Consider the following 19844-nt stretch of genomic DNA (forward strand, 5'->3'; position numbering starts at 1 on the left):
TATATATGAATAGCTCGTTCGAAGAACGTACCCTAGGCCAACGCGGTAATCTCTCGCCAAGGTTGAACTACTTTAAACACTCAGCCACAGTCTTCGCCATGGTGTCCTTGTAGACAGCCACCGTTTGATTGTTCTTTACCCGCCAGATTGTGTATCCCTCTTTTGATAGGGTCCGACCGTTGAGTGAATCCTGTTTACCTTTCACGACAAAACGCACGTGAATGCGGTTCTTCTCCCCATCGCTGATGTCGAACATCTTGCGCAGCAGTGCATCAGTCAACAGATGTCTGCCCTTGGTGTCTATGGCATAGACCTTATTGCCCTTCCATGCCAAGAAATCTGGGAAGAAATTTGCCGTGTCTCCTGGCGTCAACAAAGGGATGGAGTAGCCGCCTGACACCGGGTTGCGATGCCAGGTCACGTTCGCTGCATCCAATCCACGGGCGAACGCCGCCTCTTCGGCTCCCATCTTTCCGTAATGTGGATAGAGACTATTGGTGAAGCTCATCGCTCCTTCCTTTACTACCCGCATGGGACCGAAGACAAACGGATCGCTATCCTCATAGATCAATTCAGAGTGCTCATAGTAGGCAGCTGCGATCTTCTCGGCCAGTTCTCTCACGGCAACTTCAGCATTGCTACGAACCTGAACACGGACGTCGAACTTCGGGTCACTAGCGACGATGATCTTACTGGCTTGCGGAGCACAAGAACGTACAGCCAGAGATAATAGCCAACGCAATCGAACCGGATTGGTTTGCCCCCCGTCTATCCAGTCCGGTTCTCCAGTTGCCCCTGTCTTGTCTGTCACGTCGATTACTGCTCTCGTACTTTCGGCAGTGCCGATGGCATCGACGCTTCCCTCGATGTAGGTGGAGAACTGACTCAATAGTTGATCTGCCACCGCCTTGGCCTCTTCCTTAAGCACGTAGATGCTATGAATGGAGGCAGATACATCATCTCGAGGAAGAACTTCCGCGGCGGCGGGGCTCGTACCACTGGAGAAGGAAGACGATATAGAAATGGGCGCGCCTTCCTGGTCTAGCTTCGCTTTTACCAGATCAAGCGCCTGCGTAAACACGCTTTTTTTGTCGACGCGTAAGAAGAAATGAGCAGCGTTCAACACCTCGCTGTTGTAGTGCGTCGCATGCGGTTGACGCAACACTCGCCCGATGACTTGTTGAACCTGGGTCGATGAGCCCATAGACTTGTCAACGTAGGCTAGGTAGCACTCCGGATCGTCCCAGCCTTCCTGCAACGACAAGTTGAAGATGATGTGCTGAAAGCCGCCCTCATGGAACCTATCGAAGTCGTCATCGCCCTTCGAGAAATGCACCACCTCGTCAGGCTTATTGCCATCCGAGAACTTGAGATCGGAATAGATGGCGATGCTAGAGGGCGCAATGCCTTTGGATTCCACCAAATAGCGCCAAATACGAATGGGAGGAGCTTGCCGCAGATTAAACGGCTTAGTTGGATCGTCGGGTAACCCATCATCCGCAATATTGGTCTTGCAGACATAGATCGCCTTGGGCTTAATGCGCAACCCTCGATCTGCAATTTCCTTCTGAATCACATCAAGGCGCTCCATCAGGCTGTCAAGGCAAGTTTCCATGGGCGCAGTGGTGCCATCGAAATTGATAGCCTTCTTGACCAACTCTGCGTCCACTACCTTTTGACTGTCCACCAAGGTAGTCATCCAGGCGTCAGCATCGGGCGCACCGCTCTTGGCTGCGTTTAACGACTCAAATGCTTCTGCATCGCTCGCGCATCGAGCCACCCAACTTTTGGTCGGCTGAATCACCAGATCGTGGAATTTCGCTGGCAACTTGATGGTGGCACTCGCCAACAACCACGCCTCCGGCTGCAATTCTCGCAAAATCTCTGTCTGCTGTTCGGACAGGTTGTGTGCTTCATCATAGACAATAATAAGTGGGCGCCGATGCTGTCCATCATGACGGTCGATAAGGCGTTGCCACATCGACTTTCCGCCTTGGCTGTCCTGAGCTGCGCGATATACCCGCAAGTCGCCTTCTGCCTGATCCTTGTTGTTAAACAGGCCCGTAGTCGTCAATACCAGAAGCGGCGTCCCGCCGTCCTCGACCATCTTCGGGTGCAAATCCTTGATGGCACAAACCTGAAAGCCTTCGATCAACGGAGCATACTTCCCCCCGTTGAAATTGTTAAAAGTTTGCGTCACCACCGATCGCGCTTTGGACATCCAAAGCACAATAGGTTCACCCCGAAGTTCGTTTCGGATCAGAGTCACCGTCTCCGCGAGAATCGGCGTCTTGCCGGCTCCGGTCAGAGCGCCAAGGGCTTGAAAGAATGGATCGGCGGACCTACGGGTGTAGCCACGTTGCTCATGATTAGCGAAGAACGCGTAACGGCGCGCAATCTGAACCGCCGCGTCATTCTGGAACTTGATCTCTTTCATCCCTGTTCGTTCTCACTATCGTTGTTGTATGCGTCTGCCCGCGTGTTGAAGCCAATGTGCTCCAACACCCGATCGGGTATCTTGTAGAACTCCACAGTGCGCCCTGAATAGGTCGCCACCGATGCGTAGACATGATACCGATCCATAAGGCCATGTTTCTTGGCCTCTTCGACGATAGCTTTGAATGTCCCTCGGTCCAGGTCTGACGGTTTTTCAGCCCCGTCCCAAATCAAGAAGAAACCCTCGTTGCGCGCATTAGTGGCGAAGAGGAAGCGGCGGCTCTCTGACTCCGGCATAAAGCGCGTGAGTGAAATCTTGGCGCGGTCGGATTTTTCCCAATGACTCGTCAAGAGCAGGTCGATCATTTCCTCCCGCTGCAAAGCATTCACCGCCGCCGCATCCACTTGTTGGCGCTTCAACTCAATGAACTGGAAACCACCACCCAGCGGTTCCCGTCGCCCCGACTTCCAGTCGCCTTTGACCACGCGGCGCACACGATCTGCCGTCAACGACTTGGCGTAGTGATCGCCTTTCGCGTCATTGCCCTGCTCAATGAGGATAAAGCGACGCGATGCCCCGCTTACCTTATTCAACTCCAACACGGCATGGCCCGTCGTCCCAGAACCAGCAAATGGATCTAGAACGATGCCATCAGGCTTGCACCAGAGTTGAACTATTTTCGACATAAGCCTCAATGGCTTAACCGTCTTGAAATTGTGGCCCTTGCCGACAACTGCATCCAGTTCCGTCACGCCGGTTTGGCTGTGGCCTGACTCCTCGTGATCCCACGATTGGGTACCGATTTCCAACGGAATGTCATAGTCTTCGTCGGCCCAGTACGTCATGGGCATCTTGCCCTTTTTCACGTCTTTGAGATAGCGCTTCAACTGCGGGCCAGTCTCACCCGACTGACCAAAATAGAGTTGTGGCCAAGTACCCGCCGCCAGCTTCTCCTGCGCACTGGCACGCGCCCGAGCCAGAATGGTGTCGCTAGACACGCAGACACCATTCTCAAACTTCGTCCCTTTTAAGACCAACGCCCTCACTTGTACGGTGTTTCCAGACGCCTTCTCGGTAACCTCATTGCCGTCGTCAATCCACTTCTCTTGGTAGTCGGAGCCCCATTGCTCGAGCCACGCCTTCATGCTCCGCTTCTCGTTTGCCCAACAGCGCCCCTCGGGCGGATAAAAAATCTTGCCATTGAACGGGCTTTGGATGCCGTAGACCATTTTTTGATGGGTGGAGGCGTTAGGACCGGAAGCATCGCCTGACTTCCATTCGTGCGGGTCACCGTCGACTGTTGTCTGGTATCGCGCATCCATCGCTGCAGTGCGCTCCAACAACCTGGTCTTCGTTTTCTCCAACTCCTTGGCATAGACCAGCACGTACTCAGTGGCCGTAGATAGCCCCCCCTTGTTGCCGCCCGTATCACTCTTGGGGGAATAGGCCTTTTGCCAGTTGATGATGCCAACGCGATTCTCTTCACGAAAAATCTCGTCCATGAGCATGCCCAGACGAAACAATTCGCGGTGGTCGATACAGATCGCGATGACGCCACCTGGCTTCAGCATGTCGCGCATCATCCATAGCCTCGGCGTCATGAACCGTAGCCACTTGGAATGGCGCGAACCGTCCTCTTTCGGCACCAGTTCACCCAATTCGGGATCGTTAGGGTCCTTGTCCCACTTGTCGTTGTAGCGAAAGTCCTCGCCCGTGTTGTAGGGGGGATCCGTAAGGATCAGATCAACTTGGCCGCGGTACTTGTAGAGAGTCACCATGCCAGACAGATTCTCGCCGTCCATGATGATGTTCTGACCCTGGGCTTGCCCTTCTCCCACCGAGGCGCGTTGATTGATCTTCGTGAGTTTAGGCTTGACCTGGCGAATGATCTGCCAGGGTGCCGTACGGCCCGTGTACGACATGATGATGCCATCCTTGCCGGCCTCCGCGCGCTCAACATCGTACTGTTCGAGCAAGCGGATCAAATCTCCGCGTGTCATCTGCTCGTATGCCATCTGGGAATCTCTTTCTGAGGAGCGGCCATCCTGTGACCGCTGCCGTTCATGACAAAAGCCACGGCACGGGCGAACGCCCTAGCCATGGCCCACTGAATACTGTTCATTTATCCAGTATTTTAGCGCAAATCAGCGATAAGACTACCAGCATTTGAGGCGCTACAGATGAGCGAGCGCTTGTCGCTTCGTCCTAGACTAGAGGCGCGCAGATCTCAAGAGCCAAAGCCGCCCTACGCCACCCCGCCCAGGAGGTCCGCTTCGGCGAAGCGGACGCCGGCCCTGCCCCCACATGTTCTCGTCAGCGTAGTCAAGGAAACAGCCAGCAATGAGTACTTCATGTGGTTCAGACTGACTAGGAGGCAGGTATATGCTGCCGATGTCATATTTCTCGAAGCCAAGTATTATGCAGCGAAAACACACCATTATCGCTAGTCAGCGACAACGACCGATCGCTTTTGTTAACTGCATGGAGTATCACGTAAGGCGTGTTTCTCCCATCGCTGAACGCGCGAGATGGCTACCTAGCCCATGGAAATCGAACTCGACCACAGACATCTCGTGCACACGGGTCAATACGCGTACTTGACTGCCTACACTCCTTACAAGTTCCGCTAAGTTACCGTGTTGGCAGTTCCTTGATGTCAGCAATGCGCTGGAGTTGCTGTAAGTATTCAGGGTGGTTCTTGGCTAGCCACCGCACGACCGCTGCATTCTCTATCAACGTGGCCCCGATGTGAGTCTTGATGATCTCTAGTTGCAGGCTGGCAGGCCCATAGCCTTCTTCGAGAAGTCGGGTGTCAGCCTGCATGGCGGCAAGCTCGCGCTCCAGGCGTTGAAGCGTATCGGAGGGAGTACTCGACCTGGCCTTGCCCGCTGCTATCTCCACGAGTTGGTCTGTCGGAGTGTTTTGCAACATAGCGGTGGCCAGCTTGATCGAATAATTGCCCAGGTTAGCCATGGCCTGAGCTACGTCAATTTGGCGGAAGGGTTTCATTTGCCTAAGAATGCGAAACATGCCATACGTCGCTGGCTTGTCCGCCAAAATCGCTACGGCCTCGCTGCAAATGCCGTCCAACAGCCTGAATCGTGCGCGGATGGCCCCTGGAGATACATCAAGCGCATTCGCCAATTGTTCGATAGAAACGCCGCGCTCGGCAGCACGTACGATCATGCGATGAGCTTGCACCACGGAAAGGCGATTAACCCATTTGTTGTAAGTGTAGCCCTCATCATCAGTCGAAATTAGGCACAATGCATGCTCCTTGCCCAAATCACGCAGCGCTTCTACTCTCATGCGCCCGTCCAAAGCGATGAACATGCCTCCCCCACCGCGGCTGACGGCCACCACAACGGGCTCAACCAAGCCAATTGCCGTCACCGAACTGAGGATTTGTTTATAGGCGACGGATTCTTTAATGCCTGCGGGTAGATGGACGGGAAAGAGAATTTTTTCAAGGGGAATGTTCACGCAATCCCGCTCGAATCCGAGGCGAATTGACTGCCGATGAACCCTCGTCATCGGCCCAACCCTCCGCGTGGCAGCAAGTCAGCCAATGGTTGTGGAACGCTGGTAAGCTTTTCGCGCTTCAGCAAAGCACAGAAGTCCTTGTTTGCAAACAGCTCCTTGAAAATCTGTCGGGATAAAACAAGCGACTGCTGCACGAACTCCGACTTTTTCTGAATCCGTCTGTGCATTTCGACCTCCCGTTTATATAGCTTTGTAAGCTCATCCGGTGTCATGGGCTTCCGGGCGGGGGCCTTCGTAAAAGCGTTCTTTCCCTGCTTCCCGCTACGGGCGCGCTGCTCAAGTATCCTGCGCACAACGGTTACCTTACGGCCTTTGAGTTCGCCGCTCTCATACGCATCAAGCAGTAGTTGCTGGGCGTCGCTGTCATTGGCCCGCGAAATGCTCACTGCTAGATGTAGCGGAATATGCCCAGCTTCCGCAGCCGCCAACAGGCGCTTTTCACCTCGTTCGAGAAGGTTGGCAACATGGTTGACCCACGATGCTGTACAACCAAGCTTGGCTCCGATTTCTGCGTCGTTATAGCCGCGTTGCTTGAGCACGCGGACCTGCTCCATGGTTTCTACTGCCCTTGGCGTGCGACGTGCTACGTTCTCCACGATACTCATGACGTGGCCGGTCTCTTCGTCAACGTCCAGCACAAGTGCCGCGATCTCCATCTGGCCCAGCAATGTGCATGATTCCAATCGTCCTTGACCGCAGATCAAGGCGTAAGGAAGTGGCCCTTCCTCTGGAGCAACCCTTCGAACTGTGATGGGGCGTTTCAGGCCGACTTGTTCGATGCTTTCGGTAATAGTCTTGTGTATTTTTTGATTTCGCACTCGAGGATTGGCAATAGTTATCTCGGCGATTGGAATCATCTCGACCTGCGACGGTGGTTTCGTCATGCTGCCTCCAAAAGGGGCGTGCGCCCAGCTAACAGATAGAAACTGTCCAGCGTATCCACCCGGTATGCATCCAGATTAAATCCGTTGTTTTCAAGTGTTGGAAGATTCTCGGCCGAGAAGTCGATTGCTGGAAGAATGTAGAAATCGCGGGCATGAATATTGGACGGAGCCATGCGTGCAACTACCGTGATGTCGGGATATAGCCCTGCATCAAATCGGACCATCCAACGATACATCCCTGCTGCTGTAGGTTTGCAACGGGCGATAACCAATGAAGTTGTGAATTCCCCATTGACTGTCAACAGGTCGGTCTCATGGCTGCGTACTGCCCAGCCCCCCGCACGTGATATGCCGGCGGAGATTTCGCCCATCAGTTCGGGATGCCTACGTCGCAAAGCCCGGTTGATTTCGAGATAAGCGTAGTCGCGTCGGGGGGTATAGCCGATGAGGCTATATGCCCGGAGCAGGCTACCAAACCGGCTGCGATATGCAGAGCTTGAAGGAGCCTCCTCATCCTCATCAATTAGGATGCCAGAGAGAGTGCCGTATCGCGTCAGGGCCTGGCGAAGAATATCCAGCATCTGCCCGTCATCTAAATGACGCGACCGAGCAGCGATCACGGCTTGCACCTGCGTAAAAATCGCAGCCGGGACGATACCCTCAAAAGCGCCATCACAACGAACCCATTGAGCTGGTGGATTGCGCACGTGCTCCATCTTCAGCTTGAAGGAAGACCGGTTGTAGACGTTGTTCCCTATATATTTCTCGTTCGTTAAAATCTGATGGATCGTGCCTCGCGTCCACGGCCTGCCAGTATCAGACATCGTACCTTCGCGGTTTAGAACAGATGCTATGACACGCTCCGGCATACCGCCTTCCAAGAACATGCGGTAGATACGTAGTACAGCAGCCACTTCGTCGGAGGGGCCTGGCACAAGTACGACACGGTCGGTCTGAATGCTCTTCTTTTCGCCGCGGGATAGCAGCCCTTTGACATTGTGCTGCTCGTCAATCAGTTGCCTGCGTAGTCCGAAGCCGGCCGGGCCTCCCTGACGGTAGCCGTGGCGAACCAAAGTACAAGCGCCACTGAACACTTTAACGCCCAATTCCCGGCTGAATTCTGCCGACATGCTTCGCTTGAGGTTGACAAGCACCGTTGACGGTAGAGAACCATCGTTTCGAAACGGCTCAGCACAATAGATCACCTCGACGCCATGGCTCTTACAGGTGTATGCGTAGGTGGCCGCTTCGTCCGGATCGGGAAATCGCCCCCACCGACTGACGTCATAAACCAGCACAGCCTCGAAGCCGGGAGAGGGCTGCTTGACGTCTCGCAGAAGCGCCTGCAATCCGCTTCGGCCTTTGAGATTCAGGCCACTTTTTCCTGAATCCTCGTATGTCTTAACAATCCGCATTCCATGCTGCGCCGCATAGATCGCTATGGCCGCAGCCTGATTGTCCGTTGAATACTGCTGGTGGTCCGTAGACATACGAACGTACTGGGCTACCGGTATTTCGACGCCCTGCTGTCGTGCGGCAACGACTTCCTCTCCATGATCGGACACCTGGCGACTCCACCTGGATAGCGTGCAATCACGAAAAAGTACATAGCGATTGCGACTGTTTGATGACACATCGCCCAGCGTCGAGAAAAATTCGAACATCTCGCGAACGGGCGAGCCAATAGGTCGTATCGCAATCTACATCAAGAGACCGTTAACGACCAACTAATGCAGTACGAGACATTAGAGCAGCGTTTTGCCTGCAGAAAACGTAGTCAGCCAACATCGCAGGCGGCTCGAACATCCCCGGATACGACAGCAAGAATGGCAAGTCGGGAGACACCATGCGGGACTGAATTCTCCACGGCATATCGATATCGATTCGGAGTCTCTTGAGAATCCTAGCCCGAAGGGCGGAAAAGTACTTTTGTTGCTGCAACCTACATCCCTTCAATAAAACACTCTGGTGAGTACGCAAATCAGCCCCCACTAAATGGGCGGAAACCAGATCTCGATCAGCAGCACCGAGTTGCATCAAATCGACCGAACGTGGAGTTCTGTGGCGGAACTTCTCATCCAACCTAAGTACTTTTCGAACGAGTTGAAAGACGCAAGCATAGGGATCGGCCCCCGTGTCCTCTCCTGCGCGGGTGGTCACCCATTCGTGAGGACGCTCGAGAGAGTTCTGGTTTAGCCACTTGCCAAAGAGCTCCACTTCGACGCGAAGATAGCTTTTAGCCTTAGAGATGACCAGTTCTTCCACGCGTTTAGACGGAAACTCTCGATGGGACTTGGCCGGCACTCTATTCGTCTTCACGTATGCCTTGATCTGAAATTCCCGCTGCTTTATGTACACCGTTGGGGCAGACCCACTTCCTACGGAGTAGACAACCGGATCTCTCTTTCCCTCAGGAACAAGACTGTTCTTCCCATTGAGCACAGCAACTGCGTGATCCTCAAATTGCTTTAGGACTCCAAGGGCTGATTCGTGACTCCCGCAATCGACCAAAAACGTGGGTGTCACGGAAGAAATCCGCACTGTGTCAAAAGACAATCGGCTCAATGCATCTGATTCAACCCCTGCCTGTTCCAACCACTTCAACAGAAGCTCGAACGCCGCCACACTGCCACGGTAAGCGCTATTCGCTAGCAGCAAGTTGTGCCCAATGAGGCAGGCAGGCGGATTTAGCTCCACGATATAGCCACAAAGTCGCCGACTTTGATCAAGGTGAGAACGAATCTTAAACTCGGCCTTGGTGTAGGGCGAAGGCACCCTAACAGCCTCTCCTCGAACTCGTCCCAACACTCCATCTTGGTCGAAGCCGATCTGCCCACTGTAGGGCAGTCGGCCAACATCATCTGTTGGCGGCCGTACCGGACAATACAAAGAAATCGAATCTGTCATCACTCTTCCTGTTTCACCGTGCAGTTGTTAGCTGTTTTGATCACAACGAAATTCGCAGCAGTTACTTAGTGCACTATTCGCACTGCATACCATATGAGCAGAACTTGATAGATCACACTACTGCTGCCCCGCAGGTCCACCAATTGCCACTCGATCTATCAGTTCTGCGCTTGGCCCATCACCTCATAAGCGAGTGGATTAGCCGACCGACGGCGTAACGCTCAGCCCTGATTGATTTGTCTGCGCCTGCTCGACGCGCATCCCGGGCGGCGCTCCCTCGAAGCGGATCCGAAGGTCACCGTCCAGCTTGGCAGGTTGCTGCGCAGCTGCACCCAGCGCCATTCCCGCAGCGCCGCCACCGGCCCGCGCAGCCTCATAAGACGCGACACTCTGCGCCGGCGCCGCGGCCGGCTTGTCGCCTCCTCCAAAGATGCCGCCGAACTTCTCCTTGAGCCATTGCAAGCCGCCAGTGATCGGCTCGATGTAACCTTTCACCCTCTCCCAAAGGCCCTTAAACCAGTCCACCAAAGGCTCCCAGTTCTTCATAACCAGGCCGAGCGGAGTGGCGTTTAGAAATGCCCCCTTGAGTCCCTCCCACGCGCCTTCCGCGCCCGTCACAAGCGATGTCCAGAGACCGTCAAAAAAACCGCTCACGGTCGACCAAACACCCTGAATCCCCTTCCACGCGGAATCACCCCACGCGGCAATGTTGGTCCAAAGCTCGCGGAACCACGGGCCGACCGTCTCCCAGTTCGCAAGCAAAAAGCCAGCAGCCAGCGCCATACCTCGAACAACAAGACCAAGCGGACTCATTCCCACGACAGCATTGAGCACTCGCATCGCAACAGCGGCGCCGACCATCGCGACTCGGATTGCACCAAACGCCAGCGCAGCGCCGAGAATCCCTTTGACCAGCCACGGGTTGGCCTGGATAAGCACCGCGATCTGGTCAATCATCGGCCCTACCGCACCAATAAATCCATTGATGGGCGGGAGCAGAATTGACCCGATCGCGTTGCCGGCCGCTACCACTCGGTTTTGCAACAGCTGGATGTTGTTCGCAGTCGTTGCCGCCCGAGCCTCGTACTCCTTGCTCATTGAGCCGGCATACTTGGTCTCGTCACCGACGTTCGCGAAGTTCTTCTTAAGAAGATCCAGGTTGTTCAACATCGGCGCGATCGCGCCAATCGACTCGCGCCCGAACAGCGTCTGCAGCACGGAGGCCTGCTTGGTCTTGTCAACCTTGCTGATGGCCGTAAGGATGCGAACAATCGTCCCCTGGGCGTCCTTTTGCATGTCGACCGCGACCTTCTTGGCGTCCATACGCAACGCCTTGAAAACCTGCTGTTGCTGTTTGGTAGCAGACGCCCCGGACGTTAGCGTGAGCATGAAATTCTTCATGCCGGTTGCGGCCACTTCCTCCTGCACGCCCATGCCCGCAAGGGTGGCTCCCATTGCCGCTATCTGACCTGACGCCAGACCTGCAACTTCGCCCAGCGGTCCAATGCGCGTGACGATCGAGGCGATTTGCTTAGCCGATGCCGGGCCGTTGTTGCTCAGGTAGTTGATCTTGTCAGCCAGGCCCACAACCTGATCTTGCGTCAGTCGGAACGACGTTCGCCATTTGGCCATCATCGCGCCCGACTCCTCCGCCGTACTGTCAAAGGCAACACCCATCTTTACTGCGTCTTCGGCAAATCGGGTAAGCTCGCCTCGGGCTAGGCCCGCTTGCCCGCCGGCTGCGACGATCGCCGCGATGTCCTTCGCCGCCATCGGCAACCGAGTCGACATACGGATCACGTCGTCGCCCATCTGCTTGAACTGCGCTGGGCTGTCAAAATCGACGACCTTCCGGACGTCCGCCATAGCGGACTCGAATTCAATCGCAGCCTTCGCACCTGCAATGAACGGCGCGGCGAAGGCCCCACAGTCCGCGAGCGGCTCCATGGGTACAAACGCGCATATCAACACCTGTGGGGGCAGCTCCACGGCGCCGACTCCTGGAGGGCCAATCCCTGGGTATGGGTGATTGAGTTCCGCGTCCTGGCCAGCGCAAACGATGAAACCGGAGGCGGCAATGGTCACGCTGCATGAAGCCCAGCTCCGAGAACTGCTCGAGGAGGCGGCTCGACGTGGCGCGCACATCGCGTTTGAGGATCTAACGCTGTACCACCTCAAAGACGCATGCGCACGCCTGGGCATCAGCTACAACACGCTGCAGAAGCGCATCCTCGAGGGCAAGATCAACGTCGTGGATGGCCGCATCACCGGCGCCGAGATCCGGCGCTATCTCAAGCTCAATTAGTTAAGCAGGGCGGCGATGGTCGACGCGTGCGGGTTGTAGTAGACCATCGCCATTTTGGGGTCCTTCCAACCAAACATCTTGCACAGATCCAGGATGTGCAATTTCTTGGCCAACATGGTCGCCGCGGTGTGCCGCGTATCGTGGAAGGTGAAGCCCTCGAGGCCCGCTCGAGCCCGGTACTTTCGGAACAAGGCATCAAGCGTGGCCGTGGTCAGGCCCAGCACCCGCTCGTCATCCCACCCCTTTGCTCTCTCAAGAAGCTCGAGCGCGCGCCGAGACAACGGCACGTTTCGCGATTCTCCATTCTTGGTTACCGGCAGGTGCGCGTGCGCCTCGTACACTGCCGACCAGGTCAAGCTGCATAGCTCGCCGGCACGCATCCCGGTACGCAGCGCCGTCAACGTCGCAAGCGCCACGGCCTGACTTACCGTCTCGATACGCTGGGCGCGCGGCCGATGCCCCATCTTGCGGAAAATCTTCCGCAGCTCCCACCAGAGAATCACGCGCTCACGGTGTTTGCCTTCGCGCGGCTTGCGAATATCCTTGCAAGGATTGTGCTTCACCCACCCCCACTCCAGGCGCGCCGTTTCAAAAACGGACGAGAGGAGTGTTAGCTCTCGCAACACCGATGAGTCTTTGAGTTTCGCCCCGCGAACATCTCGAAAGTCTGCAACGTGCTGTGGCGTGACGTCGACGATGGGCAGATCCAACGGTAGTCGATAGCTGGGCTTTTCAAACGCGGCCAGGCGGACGGCCTCCCAGCGCTCACCGCGTTTAGTGGGGGAGACCTCCTCGGCATAGCGCCGTAGCGCCTCCAGGAGCGTGTGGAGCTCTCCTGGGTGCTTAGTCTTGCCTTCCTTGATCTGGAGCTCGCGGCGGGCGCCCCACTCGACGGCCTCGCGCCGCGTGGGAAACACTTGGCTGTCTCTGACGCCAAGGGTTTTGACCTGTGCCCGGTAGCCTTTCGCTGTCTTCTGGATGCTCGCCATGTGTGGGGCATTGCCTGGGGCCAATTTGGGGCCGTTGACTGCGAAAAGTTGATTTTTCGCAGTCAACGGATTTCAGCCCATTCCCGCAACCCGTTGAAATTGAACGTTATTGATTATATGAGTTCAACGGTTTTCAAATACTTGGTGCCGACGGCGAGACTCGAACTCGCACAGCTTTCGCCACTACCCCCTCAAGATAGCGTGTCTACCAATTTCACCACGTCGGCTTCTCAGAAAAGCAGTGCTTTCCTGGAAAGTCGAACATTCTACCACGCAATTGCCGCTTCGCGTCAATTCGTCCCGGCACGTCGCTCACCCCGCCGCTGCCGGACACGCCCTTCCCGCTCGGGCAACAAGCCCTTACAAGCGCGACGGCCGCTGGCATCAATCTGTCATGTCGCCCGGCAATACTGGCATCCTCATGCGCACACCCGGGGTTGTTCCCGGGGAATTTCCTCCGGATATTCATATGAAAGGGAATTCGTTGGCGCGCATGCCTGGCCGGCTTACGATGCCAGCCATACACAACAGGGCCTCAGGCCCGTAGAAAGGTTCCACCATGCAACGTCTGATCTCCCCCATTCTGGCTCGTCGCCCCACGCTGCTCGCCGGCCCGCGCAGTTCGCGCCGCTACGACGCCGTCTTGTCGTTGCGGGCCTACCGCGAAGCGCGCCAGCTGCGCGAATCCGCTGAACGCATCCTGGCGGTGTCGGCGCGCCACATGCTGCCGGGCGCCTGAACGCATCCTCGCCCCGCCAACCGGCGCCGCTGCGGCGCCACCAAGAAAAAAGGCCGGCGATCCGCCGGCCTTTCTCATGCTGTCGAGGCTTACTTGGCCGGCGTTTCAGCCGGCTTGTCGCCCGAAGCGGCCGGCGCCGACGGCACCGAGGCGTCCGCCGGCTTGGCAGCCGGGGCCGAACCGGCGCCAGGCACCGACGAGGCCGCGCCCGGCACGGACGAGGCGCCCGGCACCGACGACGCACCGGCGCCCTGCGGGGCGGGCGCGGCGCCCGGCACCTGCGGCACGGAACGGTCGGCCGGGAAGTTCTGCATCACGCCGGAGTCGACGGCGGGGCCGCTGGTGCCCTTGTGGCTGACATAGGCCAGGCCGGCCGTGGAGGCAAAGAAGACCACCGCGGCCCACTTGGTGGCGCGCGACAGGAAGTTGGCCGCGCCGGTGGCGCCGAACAGGCTGCCCGACGAGCCGCTGCCGAACGCGGACCCCATGTCGGCGCCTTTGCCCTGCTGCAGCAGGACCAGCACGATGATAGCCAGCGCCGAGATCACTTGGACGGCCAGCAGAAGTTTGAGCATCAAGGGCATTACAGACTCCGGAACGGAAACTTAGATGGCGGCGATTCGCAAAAATTCTTCGGCCACGAGCGACGCGCCGCCGACCAGGGCTCCGTCGATATCAGTCATGGCGAACAAACTGGCGGCATTGGCAGCTTTGACGCTGCCGCCGTACAAAACCTGCACCTGGGCCGCGCCCAGCGCGGCCAGGGCGGCGCGGATGGCGCCGTGGACTTCCTGCGCCTGCTCGGGGCTGGCGGTGCGGCCGGTGCCGATGGCCCAGACGGGCTCGTAGGCCAGCACCATGCGCGAGACGGCCTCGGCGCCCAGCGCCAGCACCGGCTTGAGCTGGCGCTCGATCACGGCCAGCGTGTTGCCGGCCTCGCGGTCGGCCAGGGACTCGCCCACGCACACCACCGGGGTCAGGCCGGCGGCCAGGGCCGCACGCGCCTTGTCGGCGACCATCTGGTCGGTTTCACCGTGCAGCACGCGGCGCTCGGAGTGGCCGGCCAGCGCATAACGGCAGCCGAATTCCTTGAGCATGGCGCCGGCGACTTCGCCCGTGTAGGCGCCCTTGTCGTGGGCGCTGACGTCCTGCGCGCCCCACGACACGGCGCTGCCGGTCAGGGCCGACGCGGCCTGCGCCAGGTACGGAAACGGAACGCAGACGCCGATTTCGCAATGGCTGGCGGCATCCGCGGCGCGCAGTTCGGTCAGCAACGCGGCATTCTCGGCCAGGTTGCCGTGCATCTTCCAGTTGCCCAGCACGAGGCGGGCGCGGTGTTCGACTGAAGTCATGGCGCAAATGTCAGAGTGGGTGAACCCGGGGGAAAAGCACCCGCCCACGGGCTGGCCTGGAAATAATTCCAGGCGAAACCCGTGATTGTATCCTGTTGCGCGGCGCCGCGCCGAACGCCGCGCGATTCTTACACGGTCAGGATGATTTTGCCGATGTTCTCGCCTCCTTCCATCATGGCGTGGGCCTGGGCGGCCTGGGCCAGCGGGAAGGTGGCGTGCACGATCGGCTTGATCGCGCCCTGCTCCAGCAGAGGCCAGGCGCGCTCGCGCAGCGCCCGGGCGATGGCGCCCTTGAAGGCCACCGGGCGCGGCCGCAGGGTGGAGCCGGTGATGGTCAGGCGGCGGCGCATGACCTGGCTGGTATCGACATTGGCCTGCGCGCCGCCCAGCTGGGCGATGATGACGATGCGGCCGTCGTCGGCCAGGCACTGCATGTCGCGGGCGATGTAATCGCCGGCCACCATGTCCAGGATCACGTCGACGCCGCGGCCGCCGGTGGCGTCCTTTACTTCCTTGACGAAGTCCTGCGTCTTGTAATTGATGCCGCGCGCGGCGCCCAGGGCCTCGACCGCGCGGGCGCGGTCATCGCTGCCCACGGTGGCGTAGACCGTGTTGCCCAGGGCGCGGGCCAGCTGGATGGCCGTGGTGCCGATGCCGCTGGCGCCGCCGTGCACCAGCAGGATCTCGCCATCGGCCAGGCGGCCGCGGTCGAACACATTACTCCAGACCGTAAAGTAGGTTTCCGGCAGGCCGGCGGCTTCGATATCGGACAGGCCCTTGGGAATCGGCAGGCACTGGGCGGCCGGCGCGACGCAGTATTCGGCGTAGCCGCCGCCCGCGACCAGCGCGCACACCTTGTCGCCCAGCGCCAGGCCGCTGCCGGCCAGGTCGCCGCCGACGATTTCACCGGCCACTTCCAGGCCCGGCAGGTCGGACGCCCCGGGGGGCGGCGCATAGTTGCCCTTGCGCTGGAACACGTCGGGACGGTTGACGCCCGCGGCGCTGACCTTGATCAGCACTTCGCCCTTGCCGGCCTCGGGCGTGGGGCGTTCGGCGGGAACCAGGACCTCGGGGCCGCCGGGGCGGGAGATTTCTACACAGTGCATCGCGTGCCTCCTTCGCAGCAAATGGATTATTATTGCGCCCTTTACGGCAAGTCGCGTTGTCGTCGGGTAGAGTGTTTGCCTGGCGGCCGGATTGCCGCCTCCGCAGTACAGTGCGGGACCAGGAAGCGTGGCAGAGTGGTCGATTGCACCGGTCTTGAAAACCGGCAACGGGCAACCGTTCGTGAGTTCGAATCTCACCGCTTCCGCCAGGAATCCGTCCGCCCCCTTTTTTGCGCCATGGCCCCCAATCGGCGGGCGGCGGCCTCAATCGCGTCACGCCCCAGGGCCCGGACCCGCGTCATTGGTTGATCACGGCGCCATCACCGCGATGCTCGCGGCCACCTGCCGCGGCCGGCGCCGCGTCCGTCGATGGCGCCACCGCATCCGACCGCTGACGCTGGATCTGCTCGAGCCGCGCGGCCGCCTCGTCACCTTTCAATTCGGCGACCCGGCCGCGCACGACCGCATCCATGTATTGGCGCGTGAAGGGCTCGCCCACGCGCCAAGCGTCGCCCTCCCGCAAGAACTCGAAATCACCTTCGAACACCTGCCAGTCGGCGCGGCCGATGGCGGACATCAGCCGGTCGCGGTACTCGCCCTGCAGGCGGCATGACCACCGGCCGCCGCCAAGGTCCTTGCAGTCTCCCAGCGGCTGCACATTGCGCACGGTGCGCGTATCGGTTTCCGGCGGCAGGCCCATGCGCTCGCGCTGCCGGTCGTACGCGGCCTTGCGCGCCGCGCCCCGGGTCAGCTCGTCGAAAGCCGCCGCGCCCTGCTCGAAGGCGGCGGCCAGTCGCGCCGCGCCCGCCGGCTGGCCGACGGCGCGCGGCTTGCCATCGGCACCGAGCTGGCCGTAACGGGCCCGGACCACGCGCGGATCCGCGCCGGCGATCATCATCTCGCCCTTGTCATTCGGGCCGATGGTGTAGGCCAGGACGGAGCTGGCCTCGCCGGCCTTGAGCGTGGCGATGCATCCGCGCGAGCGCTCCGGCTTGAGGTAACCGACCTCCTGCACATCCGAAAACGTCGCCAGGTACAGATCGGCGGGCGTGGCGCCGCCGGCCAGCGGATTGCGGGACATCTGCTGGATGCGCGAAGTGAACAGGCTGGCGCGCAGCGTCTTCTGCACGTCGGCGTCATCGCACCGCGGCGGCGAGGCCGGCGCGAACAGGTACCATGCAACGGCCGCCACCGCGATGAGAGCGCCGCCGCGCCAGGCCCAACGTGGGCCGGGAAAGGCCGCCTTCAGGGCCGCCCGCCGGATCTGCCGTTCGTATTCTTCAAGTTTGCGCTGCATCAGCGCATCCATCTCGGCCAGCGCCTGGCGGCGCGTGGCATTGCCGGCAAAGGCGCCCTCGGTCACCGACAGCTCGCCGATGGCCCCGAGATCCGCGTCGGACACAATGCCCTCATCCACCAGCCAGAACAGCGCCTCGCCCAGCGAGGCCCAGGATTGCGCCGTGGCGTCGCCCAGCCGCTGGCGCGCGGCCTCGTAATGATCCGGGCGGATGACGCCATCGGCAAGCAGACGATCGAGAAGCGCAGTGGAAGCGAGAGCCATGGGCGCGCGGCGGCCAGCCGCCAGAACGGGGACGGCACATAATACCGCCGGCGCGGGCCGTGGCTCAGGCGGCCGGGGACGCGGCGTAGGTCTTGGGAATGCCCGCCGCCGCCACGCCGCTGCGCAAAGTCTCCTGCGGCAACGACGCCGCCAGCAAGGCGCGCGCGGCCAGCAGCCTCGGCAGGTCGACGCCAGTGCGGTAGCCCATGCTTTCCAGCATGAACACCAGATCCTCGGTGACGATATTGCCCGACGCCCCCGGCGCGAACGGGCAACCGCCCAGCCCGCCCAGGCAGGCGTCGAACGCGCGGATGCCTTCATCCAGGCCGGCCAGCGCATTGGCCAGGCCCAGCCCCATGGTGTCGTGCAGGTGCAGCTTCACCAGCCGCGCGCCGACGGCATCCTGGGCGGCGCGCACGGCCTCGCGCACGCCCGCCGGATGGGCATAGCCAACGGTGTCGGCCAGCGCGATCTCGTCGGCGCCGGCGCGCATCACCGCCGCGGCCACCTGGGCCACGCGGCGCACCGGCACCGCCCCTTCCATCGAGCAGCCGAAGGCCGTGGCCACCGCCACGTCCAGCCGCACCGGCCGCGCCTGCGCCCGCAGCCAATCGGCAATCGCGGCCACGGCCTCGACCTGCGCGTCCGTGCCCTTGCCGACATTGGCATGACTGTGCGTGTCGCTGACCGAAACGGGAATCGCGACCACGTGCGCGCCCGCCTCATACGCCGCGATGGCGCCCTTCAGGTTGCAGGCCAGCGCGCACACGGTCAGGCCATCGATGCCCAAAGCCTCCGGCAGCACCCGCGCCGTATCGGCCATCTGCGGCACCAGGCGCGGCGACACGAAACTGCCCACCTCGATCTCGCGCAGGCCCGCGGCCGCCAGCTGCCGTATCCAGCGCAGCTTGTCGGCGGCGGCCATCATGCCGCGCGCCATCTGCAACCCGTCGCGCGGGCCCACCTCGCACAATCTCACTGCCTGGTCCATGTCGTTTTCCTGGTCGAATGCGCCGCCCGCTATTGCTGCACCACGATGCCCGCGGTGGCGATGGTCTGGCGCGCCTTGCCGATGTCCGAGCGGATCAGCGCGGCGAACTGCTCCGACGACACCGGATCGGCCTCCAGCCCCTGCGAGGCCAGCGCATCGCGCACATCCGGGCGCGCCAGCAGCTTGTTGAAATCGGCATTCAGGCGCGCCACCACCGCGGCCGGCGTCTTGGCCGGCGCCAGCACGCCGTAGTAGGTCACCACGCTGAAATCCTTGTAGCCCAGCTCGGCCACGGTCGGCACGTCGGGCAGCGCGGGATTGCGCTTGGGCGAAGTCACCGCCAGCGCGCGCACCTTGCCCGCTTTGATCAACGAGGCCGCCGACGAGATCGACGAACCGGCGAACTGCAGGTGCCCGCCCATCAGGTCGGCCAGCGCCGGCGCCGAGCCCTTGTACGGCACGTGCTGCATCTTGAAGCCGGCCTCGTGCTGCAGCATTTCCATGGCGATATGCACGCCGCCGCCCGTGCCCGAGGTGCCGTAGGACAGCGTGTTGGGCGCCTTGCGCGCGGCCTCGATCACTTCCGGCAGGGTCTTGTACGGCGAGCTGTCGGACACCAGCAGCACCATCGGCGTGGTGGCCACCAGCGCCACCGGCACCAGATCCTTGACCGGATCGTAGGCCACCTTCATCAACAGCGGAATCAGCGTGACGTTGTCAGACTGCCCGATCACCAGGTCATAGCCCTGCGCCGGCGCGCGCGCCGCCTCGGCCAGTCCCAGCGCCGTACCCGCGCCCGGCTTGTTCTCGGGCACCACCGACCAGCCGTTCAGTTCGTGCAGCTTGTTGCCCATCAGGCGCCCGATGTAATCGGTGCCGCCGCCCGGCGTGGACGGGATGATGATGCGGATGGGCTTGCTGGGATAGTCCTGCGCGTGCGCCACGCATGCGACGGCCATCGCGGCCACCGCCAAGAGTCTGCGGATCATCGGAAAGTCTCCTCTTTGGTGTATGTCTTGGCGGTCTGGCG

Annotated in this window: 16 protein-coding genes and 2 tRNA genes; 3 read left to right on the forward strand and 15 right to left on the reverse strand. The window is 60.2% G+C overall.

Going from position 1 to position 19844, the window contains the following annotated elements; translation table 11 throughout:
* Positions 1-67: 67 nt before the first annotated feature.
* The 7 genes from AruCF_RS24780 to AruCF_RS24805 all read right to left on the reverse strand — a co-directional run bounded on the left by AruCF_RS24780 (position 68) and on the right by AruCF_RS24805 (position 11760).
* On the reverse strand, positions 68-2437 hold the full coding sequence (locus AruCF_RS24780) for a DEAD/DEAH box helicase family protein (protein ID WP_049071887.1): 2370 nt from the start codon (positions 2435-2437) through the stop codon (positions 68-70).
* Complete coding sequence (locus tag AruCF_RS24785) at positions 2434-4452, reverse strand: site-specific DNA-methyltransferase (RefSeq protein WP_049071886.1); 2019 nt, start codon at positions 4450-4452, stop codon at positions 2434-2436. The genes AruCF_RS24780 and AruCF_RS24785 overlap by 4 nt, the downstream gene beginning before the upstream one ends.
* 616 nt (positions 4453-5068) lie before the next feature.
* Positions 5069-5920 (reverse strand): ParB/RepB/Spo0J family partition protein, encoded by an 852-nt coding sequence (locus AruCF_RS24790; protein WP_235432746.1) that lies wholly within the window; start codon positions 5918-5920, stop codon positions 5069-5071.
* A 47-nt stretch (positions 5921-5967) separates the two neighbouring features.
* The gene (locus AruCF_RS24795; protein WP_049071880.1) at positions 5968-6864 is read right to left on the reverse strand and encodes a plasmid partitioning protein RepB C-terminal domain-containing protein; all 897 of its coding nucleotides are present in this window, start codon (positions 6862-6864) and stop codon (positions 5968-5970) included.
* Positions 6861-8354 (reverse strand): recombinase family protein, encoded by a 1494-nt coding sequence (locus AruCF_RS24800; RefSeq protein WP_144419200.1) that lies wholly within the window; start codon positions 8352-8354, stop codon positions 6861-6863. Before AruCF_RS24800 ends, AruCF_RS24795 begins: the two co-directional genes overlap by 4 nt.
* A gap of 226 nt (positions 8355-8580) precedes the next feature.
* Positions 8581-9771: a phage/plasmid replication domain-containing protein gene (locus AruCF_RS29310; protein ID WP_144419082.1), complete on the reverse strand. Its 1191-nt coding sequence runs from the start codon at positions 9769-9771 to the stop codon at positions 8581-8583.
* A 198-nt stretch (positions 9772-9969) separates the two neighbouring features.
* Positions 9970-11760: a phage tail tape measure protein gene (locus tag AruCF_RS24805; RefSeq protein WP_254431151.1), complete on the reverse strand. Its 1791-nt coding sequence runs from the start codon at positions 11758-11760 to the stop codon at positions 9970-9972.
* Positions 11761-11848: 88 nt separating this feature from the next.
* Here AruCF_RS24805 and AruCF_RS24810 point away from each other — a divergent pair, with 88 nt between their 5' ends.
* Positions 11849-12076 (forward strand): hypothetical protein, encoded by a 228-nt coding sequence (locus AruCF_RS24810; RefSeq protein WP_035199289.1) that lies wholly within the window; start codon positions 11849-11851, stop codon positions 12074-12076.
* Here AruCF_RS24810 and AruCF_RS24815 read toward each other — a convergent pair.
* Both AruCF_RS24815 and AruCF_RS24820 read right to left on the reverse strand, forming a co-directional pair.
* Entirely contained in the window at positions 12073-13065 is a 993-nt protein-coding gene (locus AruCF_RS24815) for a tyrosine-type recombinase/integrase (protein ID WP_083036912.1), read from the reverse strand. The two genes, AruCF_RS24810 and AruCF_RS24815, sit on opposite strands and share 4 nt — an antisense overlap.
* 142 nt (positions 13066-13207) lie before the next feature.
* Positions 13208-13292: transfer RNA gene (locus AruCF_RS24820), tRNA-Leu, on the reverse strand.
* A gap of 332 nt (positions 13293-13624) precedes the next feature.
* On the opposite strand from AruCF_RS24820, the gene AruCF_RS24825 reads away from it, so the two are divergent.
* The gene (locus AruCF_RS24825) at positions 13625-13804 is read left to right on the forward strand and encodes a hypothetical protein (RefSeq protein WP_049071878.1); all 180 of its coding nucleotides are present in this window, start codon (positions 13625-13627) and stop codon (positions 13802-13804) included.
* Positions 13805-13893: 89 nt separating this feature from the next.
* Here AruCF_RS24825 and secG read toward each other — a convergent pair whose 3' ends face one another.
* The 3 genes from secG to AruCF_RS24840 form a co-directional block, all read right to left on the reverse strand.
* A complete protein-coding gene (secG, locus tag AruCF_RS24830) occupies positions 13894-14388 on the reverse strand; it encodes a preprotein translocase subunit SecG (RefSeq protein ID WP_049071876.1) in 495 nt (164 codons plus the stop codon).
* Positions 14389-14409: 21 nt separating this feature from the next.
* Positions 14410-15156: a triose-phosphate isomerase gene (gene tpiA / locus AruCF_RS24835; protein ID WP_026382285.1), complete on the reverse strand. Its 747-nt coding sequence runs from the start codon at positions 15154-15156 to the stop codon at positions 14410-14412.
* Positions 15157-15284: 128 nt separating this feature from the next.
* On the reverse strand, positions 15285-16262 hold the full coding sequence (locus AruCF_RS24840) for an NAD(P)H-quinone oxidoreductase (RefSeq protein WP_049071874.1): 978 nt from the start codon (positions 16260-16262) through the stop codon (positions 15285-15287).
* 121 nt (positions 16263-16383) lie between these two features.
* On the opposite strand from AruCF_RS24840, the gene AruCF_RS24845 reads away from it, so the two are divergent.
* Positions 16384-16471, forward strand: a tRNA-Ser gene (locus tag AruCF_RS24845).
* A gap of 89 nt (positions 16472-16560) precedes the next feature.
* Here the strand turns inward: AruCF_RS24845 and AruCF_RS24850 are convergent.
* The 3 genes from AruCF_RS24850 to AruCF_RS24860 form a co-directional block, all read right to left on the reverse strand.
* The gene (locus AruCF_RS24850; protein ID WP_049071873.1) at positions 16561-17823 is read right to left on the reverse strand and encodes a hypothetical protein; all 1263 of its coding nucleotides are present in this window, start codon (positions 17821-17823) and stop codon (positions 16561-16563) included.
* A gap of 64 nt (positions 17824-17887) precedes the next feature.
* Positions 17888-18814, reverse strand: a complete 927-nt coding sequence (locus AruCF_RS24855) for a hydroxymethylglutaryl-CoA lyase (RefSeq protein ID WP_049071870.1) — start codon at positions 18812-18814, stop codon at positions 17888-17890.
* A gap of 29 nt (positions 18815-18843) precedes the next feature.
* Positions 18844-19803 carry a Bug family tripartite tricarboxylate transporter substrate binding protein gene (locus AruCF_RS24860; protein WP_049071868.1) on the reverse strand — a complete coding sequence of 320 codons (960 nt, stop codon included), beginning with the start codon at positions 19801-19803 and terminating at the stop codon, positions 18844-18846.
* Between the last annotated feature and the right edge of the window lie 41 nt (positions 19804-19844).

Origin of the sequence: Achromobacter ruhlandii, from assembly GCF_002082135.1 — a bacterium.
GTDB classification, from domain to species: Bacteria; Pseudomonadota; Gammaproteobacteria; order Burkholderiales; family Burkholderiaceae_B; genus Achromobacter; species Achromobacter ruhlandii.

What these genes read in the sequence shown, in the direction of transcription:
- AruCF_RS24780 (WP_049071887.1), bottom strand. Translation starts at nt 2,437, where the DNA reads ATGAAAGAGATCAAGTTCCAGAATGACGCGGCGGTTCAGATTGCGCGC.
- AruCF_RS24785 (WP_049071886.1), bottom strand. Translation starts at nt 4,452, where the DNA reads ATGGCATACGAGCAGATGACACGCGGAGATTTGATCCGCTTGCTCGAA.
- AruCF_RS24795 (WP_049071880.1), bottom strand. Translation starts at nt 6,864, where the DNA reads ATGACGAAACCACCGTCGCAGGTCGAGATGATTCCAATCGCCGAGATA.
- AruCF_RS24800 (WP_144419200.1), bottom strand. Translation starts at nt 8,354, where the DNA reads ATGTCTACGGACCACCAGCAGTATTCAACGGACAATCAGGCTGCGGCC.
- AruCF_RS29310 (WP_144419082.1), bottom strand. Translation starts at nt 9,771, where the DNA reads ATGACAGATTCGATTTCTTTGTATTGTCCGGTACGGCCGCCAACAGAT.
- AruCF_RS24810 (WP_035199289.1), top strand. Translation starts at nt 11,849, where the DNA reads ATGGTCACGCTGCATGAAGCCCAGCTCCGAGAACTGCTCGAGGAGGCG.
- AruCF_RS24815 (WP_083036912.1), bottom strand. Translation starts at nt 13,065, where the DNA reads ATGGCGAGCATCCAGAAGACAGCGAAAGGCTACCGGGCACAGGTCAAA.
- AruCF_RS24825 (WP_049071878.1), top strand. Translation starts at nt 13,625, where the DNA reads ATGCAACGTCTGATCTCCCCCATTCTGGCTCGTCGCCCCACGCTGCTC.
- secG (WP_049071876.1), bottom strand. Translation starts at nt 14,388, where the DNA reads ATGCCCTTGATGCTCAAACTTCTGCTGGCCGTCCAAGTGATCTCGGCG.
- tpiA (WP_026382285.1), bottom strand. Translation starts at nt 15,156, where the DNA reads ATGACTTCAGTCGAACACCGCGCCCGCCTCGTGCTGGGCAACTGGAAG.
- AruCF_RS24840 (WP_049071874.1), bottom strand. Translation starts at nt 16,262, where the DNA reads ATGCACTGTGTAGAAATCTCCCGCCCCGGCGGCCCCGAGGTCCTGGTT.
- AruCF_RS24850 (WP_049071873.1), bottom strand. Translation starts at nt 17,823, where the DNA reads ATGGCTCTCGCTTCCACTGCGCTTCTCGATCGTCTGCTTGCCGATGGC.
- AruCF_RS24855 (WP_049071870.1), bottom strand. Translation starts at nt 18,814, where the DNA reads ATGGACCAGGCAGTGAGATTGTGCGAGGTGGGCCCGCGCGACGGGTTG.
- AruCF_RS24860 (WP_049071868.1), bottom strand. Translation starts at nt 19,803, where the DNA reads ATGATCCGCAGACTCTTGGCGGTGGCCGCGATGGCCGTCGCATGCGTG.